Annotated in this window: 8 protein-coding genes; 1 reads left to right on the top strand and 7 read right to left on the bottom strand. The window is 51.4% G+C overall.

Translation table 11 applies throughout. From position 1 onward, the window contains the following. The 6 genes from GX016_00040 to GX016_00015 all read right to left on the bottom strand — a co-directional run. On the bottom strand, positions 1 to 742 hold a 742-nt coding region (locus tag GX016_00040), incomplete at its 3' end, for a hypothetical protein (GenBank protein ID HHT69950.1). Next, positions 739 to 1,620, bottom strand: coding sequence for an ABC transporter ATP-binding protein (locus GX016_00035; protein HHT69949.1), 882 nt, complete (start codon positions 1,618 to 1,620; stop codon positions 739 to 741). The genes GX016_00040 and GX016_00035, both read right to left, overlap by 4 nt. Continuing rightward, the gene (locus GX016_00030) at positions 1,620 to 2,006 is read right to left on the bottom strand and encodes a GntR family transcriptional regulator (GenBank protein HHT69948.1); all 387 of its coding nucleotides are present in this window, start codon (positions 2,004 to 2,006) and stop codon (positions 1,620 to 1,622) included. Before GX016_00030 ends, GX016_00035 begins: the two co-directional genes overlap by 1 nt. Before the next feature lie 216 nt (positions 2,007 to 2,222). Beyond that, complete coding sequence (cadA, locus tag GX016_00025) at positions 2,223 to 4,067, bottom strand: cadmium-translocating P-type ATPase (protein ID HHT69947.1); 1,845 nt, start codon at positions 4,065 to 4,067, stop codon at positions 2,223 to 2,225. A gap of 12 nt (positions 4,068 to 4,079) precedes the next feature. Then, positions 4,080 to 4,295: a heavy-metal-associated domain-containing protein gene (locus tag GX016_00020; GenBank protein ID HHT69946.1), complete on the bottom strand. Its 216-nt coding sequence runs from the start codon at positions 4,293 to 4,295 to the stop codon at positions 4,080 to 4,082. A 231-nt stretch (positions 4,296 to 4,526) separates the two neighbouring features. Next, complete coding sequence (locus GX016_00015) at positions 4,527 to 5,354, bottom strand: Crp/Fnr family transcriptional regulator (GenBank protein ID HHT69945.1); 828 nt, start codon at positions 5,352 to 5,354, stop codon at positions 4,527 to 4,529. A gap of 68 nt (positions 5,355 to 5,422) precedes the next feature. On the opposite strand from GX016_00015, the gene GX016_00010 reads away from it, so the two are divergent. After that, on the top strand, positions 5,423 to 5,791 hold the full coding sequence (locus tag GX016_00010; GenBank protein ID HHT69944.1) for a 4Fe-4S binding protein: 369 nt from the start codon (positions 5,423 to 5,425) through the stop codon (positions 5,789 to 5,791). A 50-nt stretch (positions 5,792 to 5,841) separates the two neighbouring features. On the opposite strand, the gene GX016_00005 is transcribed toward GX016_00010, so the two are convergent. Then, the coding region (locus tag GX016_00005; GenBank protein HHT69943.1) for a hypothetical protein at positions 5,842 to 6,014 on the bottom strand (173 nt) is incomplete at its 5' end.

Here is a 6,014-nt window from a genome sequence, read left to right as displayed (position 1 = left end):
CAGGGTAATGTATCCCGCTTGGACTCTGAACATAAACCGTTCTTAACAGATAGGGCCAACCTACTGCGTCAGCCGTTCGGCCTAAAAAATCAATGGCAGCATGATCGTAGGGTAGACTGAACTGGTGACGCACCAGATCATTCAAACCGGCAAGAAAGAACCAGGGGACCACGCTGGCGATGGGGCCCACCACTGCCGCTGCCAGACTATGCCCCATGGCGCATTGGACAAAGAGCAAAAAGCTAAACAGAGCCAGCGTGAAAGCCAAGAAAAGAACGATCCAGGTAGGAATCACCTGATAGGGGGTAGTAAACATCCAAGACCGGTTAGCAAAATAGAACCCGGTAAGTAGCAGTCCGTTTACTAGAAAAGCCGCCACGATGACCCCAGCACCGGTAATCCATTTTACATTAAAAGCTTGTTCTTTAGTAAAAGGCATGCTGCTCATCAGTGAGGCCGTAGCCTCTTGCCGGTCCTGGCGAAATAGAACATAGACCAAGGCACTGGTTAAAATGGCCAGCAACACAAAAACCCCATCATCGCCATACATCAACTGCTGAAACCAATACTCATTATTTGCCACTACCAAATTGCCGCTCTGGGCTACTTCCTTTAGAAAGCTAAGCCCTTGTATGGCGTAGAATAACTTAGAGTAAAACAAGAAGAAAGCAAATAACGCCAAACCCCAACGAGCATTTTTCCATTCCTTATAAAAGAGTGCCTTTGGAAATAGCTGTTTCATTGCCGGTAACCCTCCTTGGCTGCGTAAATAAACATATCCTCCAAACTAAGAGGTACCTCTTCTAACACCAGCGGTGCCGTTTGCTGCAGTTTGGCCAGCAAGTCATCGGAATATTGTTTGGTTACAATGTAATGAACCCGCCCCATTTGCTCCACAGCCAGCACCTCCGGCCAAGAGGCCAAATCCGCCGGTGCTCCTTGCGGAAACACTGCTTGTAGTTTGCGCATGCTAAGTTTCATTTCTTCTAAAGAATGGACGGACTTCATTTGCCCCTGGGACATGATACCGATGGTATCGCACATCCGCTCTAAATCACCCAGGTGATGCGACGATATCAGCACTGTCACTCCCCGGCTTTCCACTTCGGCCAGCAGCAAATTCATAACTTCGCGTTTAGCCAGCGGGTCTAAGCCGGAAGTGGGCTCATCGAGCACCAGTACATCGGACCCAATACTAAGGGAAAGCATCAGCGTAAGGCGCATCTGCATCCCCTTGGATAGCTCTTTCACCCGGGCTTTTGCCGGCAGCTTAAAGATTTGATTTAACTCCCAAAATCGTTCTGAGGAAAAGCGAGGATAGGCTAAGGAATAAAACGACAACAACTCCTTGATACGGTACGATGGAAAGTACTGATTTTGATCGGCCACATAGCCGATTTTTGCTTTTGCCGCCGGGTTTTCGTACACATTCTTCCCATCAATGCGTACCACACCCTTATCTGGACGGTAAACACCAGTTGCACATTTGATCAGAGTGGTTTTACCAGCACCGTTTTCGCCCACTAAACCAAAGATCCGGCCCGGCTCCACGGTAAAATTAATGTCTGTTAGAACCCCTTTATTTCCCAAGCTTTTATGAAGTTGGCTTATTTCTATTATCATTGTTCTTCTCCCCCCAATTCGGCATAAAGATCATCCACCATCTGCTCCAGTTGCTCTTTAGACAGGCCCAAGTAATGGGCCTCCACAACCACCTTACGAAGCAAGTCGTTGACTTCTTGCAGCCGCTCTTCGTCCGGTTGGGGCCGATAGTCCTCAGCAATAAAAGTGCCCCGGCCGCGTGCAGTTTCGATGGCCTTTTCCCGCTCCAGCTCCTGATAGGCCTTACTCACCGTATTGGGATTAATGGTGAGCATGGTGGATAACTCGCGTACCGAAGGAAGCTTGTCACCCGGCCGAAAAATGCCCTTGATGATACCTTCCTTGATCTGATCTTTTATTTGCTTATAAATAGGTTTACTGCTCTTAACGTCCACATGAAGCACAATACCCCCTCCAATTTAGCAGATTGGTGCTGTACTGGGTGTACTAGCTCAACTAATACACATGGTACACTATTGATTAGAGGATGTCAAGTAAAAAACAGCCCTTTTCAGGCTGTTTTCGTGTATAGGTATGAGCAGGACGGCACAGAAGCCGCCCCTTACCTGTTGGAGTCTTATGCAATTTTAGTGGTGTCTGCGGGCAAGCTGCTTTCTTGGTTACGCGGACGCTGCTTCTTTCTCCGGCGGACGGTAACGGAGAAGGCGCATGGCGTTGATGATAACCAGCAGTACGCTGGCCTCGTGCACTAGCATACCGGACGCCAGGACTATGGTTTGCCCTAAAACCCCCGCCAGCAGAGCCAGGACGACGATGATGGCAAATACTACGTTTTGTTTAATGTTCCCTAAAGTTGCGCGGCTGACGGAAATGGCATAGGGCAATTTATCCAACCGATCGGCCATAAGCACGAGGTCGGCTGTCTCCAGAGCTACGTCAGTGCCGGCGGCACCCATGGCGATGCCTACGTCCGCCGTGGCCAAAGCCGGTGCATCGTTGATACCGTCACCCACCATGCCCACTACTTGGCCGCTCTGACGTAGCTGCTTGATAACGTTAACTTTATCTTCCGGTAACATTTCCGCATAGAACTCGTCTAAGTTAAGTTCAGTCGCAATAGCCTCCGCTGTACGGGCATTGTCACCGGTGAGCATGACTACGTTTCGAATGCCGCTCTTCTTGAGCTGCTCTACCAACCGGTAGGCCTCCGGCCGCGGCGTATCGGCCAAAAAGACAGCGCCGATAATCTCTTGCCCTTCGGCCACCAACACAGCGGTACGGCCGCGAGCTTCCTCTTTTTGCAAGCGCTCGGTAGCCTCTTCATCAACTGTAATACCCAGTTCGGCCATCAGCCTGGGGGTACCTACTGCCACTTGACGCCCTTCCACTTCTGCTACCACACCGCGGCCGGTTAGGACCCGAAACGAGGTGGCCTCCGGTAATAGTCCCTTACTTTCCGCCGCTGCCACCACCGGTTTGGCCAAGGGATGCTCCGACAGCTTTTCCACCGCCCCGGCCAGACGCAGCATCTTATCTTCATCACCGGACCGGGCCCACAGGCCCACCAGTTCAGGACGGCCAACGGTTAAGGTACCTGTTTTATCTAAGACTATAGTTTGGATACGTCCAATTTTCTCTAAGTGCTCGCCGCCCTTGATGAGAACACCGTGGCGAGCGGCGTTACCGATGCCGGCTACAATGGATACCGGAGTGGCAATTACCAGCGCTCCTGGACAAGCAATAACCAGTAGAGTAAGTGCAATAACAGGATTTCCAGTGATTAGAAAAGTAAGAAGCGAAATAATCATGATGCCAGGGGTATAGTAATGAGCGAAGCGTTCCAGCAGTTCCTGGGTTCGCGGCTTTTCTTGCTGGGCCGCTTCCACTAGGGCGATGATGCGGGCAAAAGTTGTGTCTTCTCCGGCCTTTTCTGTCTCTATTTCCAAATAACCGGCTTCGTTAATGGTCCCACCAAAGACTTTATCCCCAACAGTTTTCTCCACCGGTACCGACTCCCCGGTGATGGCAGCTTGGTTTACTGTAGCTTCGCCGGTAACAACCTGACCATCCACCGGAATTTTTTCCCCAGGGCGAACGATAACCACATCGCCGACTTGTACTTCGGCGGCAGGAATTTCTTCTTCACCCCCTCCTCGCTTTACCCGCGCCACTTGTGGAGCCATCTCTAGCAGCTCACGCAAGGCTCCCCTGGTTTTATCCAAGGTCCGGGCCTCCAGATAAGATCCAAAGGCAAATAAGAAAGTTACTACCGCTGCCTCCCAGTATTCGCCGATGGCAATGGCCCCGAGAGCTGCCAGGGTTACCAATGCAGGAATACCCAGCACCCGAAAACGTAGGGCTTGCCAAGCGCTCCAGGCAATACGCCAGCCAGCGATAACTGCCGCCGCTATCATTAGAACATCCGTGGCCGAATTTTGAGGGAAGAGGCGCCCTAGGACCCAGCCTAGGGCGATCAAAGCTCCCGCTAAGAAAGTGTGCTGCATGGTTATCACCCTCTATAAGCGGGCCTTGACCTTGTAACCGGTCTTTTCAATCGCCTGTTCAATCTGTTCCAGCGTTATAACCTCGGGGTCGAAAGATACCTTCACTCGACTGCTGGTAAAAGCCACAGTTGCATCTCCCACGCCTTTTTGCCGCTTAAGGATTTTGCTGATGGTCTGGGCACAACTTGGGCAAGCCAGATCCCCTAACTGTAATGTTACCTCTTGCATTTTGTTTCCTCCTTCTGGCAGCTGAGCCGCCTGTTTTAATTACCGTTTGTTCGGCAGCTTTAGGTTAACACGCCAGAAGGGATTCAAACCTTGACTTAAGTCAAAAATCGAAATCAGAAAACAATAAACGGGCCCAATCCATGTTTTAGGTCGCGCTGGGCAGGCGGGACAGGCGGGATGACAGTTTTGATCACCTTCCACCCGGTGCCTTTTCACACAGTCTGCCATCCTCTACAGACTTTCTAGTTTCTTCATATCGGTGATAAAGATAGTGCGATGTCCCTGTAATCTAATCACGCCCTCTGTCTGCAGTGCGTTTAACCGGCGGCTTACCGTCTCGATGGTGGTGCCTAAGAGGTGAGCCAGTTCTTCCCGGGTAAGATCCAAAGTTATTCTTATCCCGGCCGGGGTCGCAACCCCCTTTTGAGCCATCACCAACAGCCAAGATGCTAACCTTTCTTCTACCTTCTTTAGCGTAAGGTCACTGATAAATTTCTCCGCCTGCTGAAGCCGAGTGCTCATGGCCGTGAGCAAAGAAAGGGCGATTTTTGGTTTGCGCTCTAACAGATGCCGGAAATCTTCCCGGGATAGTAGGCAAATGCCGCTGGGCTCCATAGCTTCGGCAAAGCAGAATTGCCACGTATTTTGAAACAGGGCCAGCTCCCCAAAGAAATCCCCGTGTTCCAAAATGCGGATGATTTGCTGGCGGCCTTCGGCAGAAACGGTGTACAGCTTTACCCGCCCGCTCCGGACAATGTAGAGATAGTTACCGGGATCGCCTTGGGAAAAAAGGAGCTCTGTCTTTTCGTAATGGCGATGTTGGATCAAGCTATTTACCTCCAGCAACCCCGCCGGATCCAACGAGCTGAAGATGGGCACTGTACGGGCACAAACATGATCGGCAGTCAGGCACTCATGGCAATGGGTCATGGAATTCACCTCGCTCATTTCATTTCTATCCACGGTCTTGATAGAATTACTTGTTGTCTCTATAATACCAGGTTTTTCGCCTTTGGGCCGATAAAGCGGTCGGGCGCATCCCTGAGGATGGGCCGGCAACCCTTTTCACTCTTGGCTTGCCAAACCTAAGTAAGTGGAGTAAAATAGTCCAGAAAGGAGTGGTGGTGATGGCAAAACGCAAAATCGTAAGGATTGACGAAGAAAAATGCACCGGCTGTGGTCTCTGTGTAACCCCTTGTGCCGAAGGGGCCATTGAGATTATCGACGGTAAAGCTAAGGTTCTGCGGGAGGAGCTGTGCGATGGGGCCGGTTTTTGCCTGTCGGTCTGTCCTACCGGGGCGCTCTCCATTGAGGAGCGAGAAGCCCCGGCCTTCGACGAAGAGGCAGTAGCCCAGCACGTGAAGCCTGCCGCCCACGAAATCAACTGTTTTAGCTGCGGCCGGGGTGAAGAAGAGCGGGCGCTGATACCGGTGCGCATTAAAGGCGAAAGCTTGTGGGTATGTACGCGATGCCTGCCTAAACTTATTCACGGTTAATGCAACGGGGAGGACAGCGCCTCGCCCTACGAGATGGTACGGTAAAAAATCTAATCCGGTGGTTCCAGCAACAGCAGGTGGTTGCCGTAGGTGGTAACCACCACTTCTTTTTCGTCGGCCAACGGATACAGCCCCTTGATGGCAGCCGGGCTTTCGTAACACCAATTGAGATCTCCGTCGACGGAAAAAGAATAGACTATATTCGGATCGGCCACCAGCACTT

The organism is Bacillota bacterium, assembly GCA_012837285.1.
In the GTDB taxonomy this organism is placed as follows: Bacteria; Bacillota; DTU030; order DUMP01; family DUMP01; genus DUNI01.
Note: the sequence above shows the minus strand (reverse complement) of the source record. Positions and strands in the feature narration are given on the sequence as shown.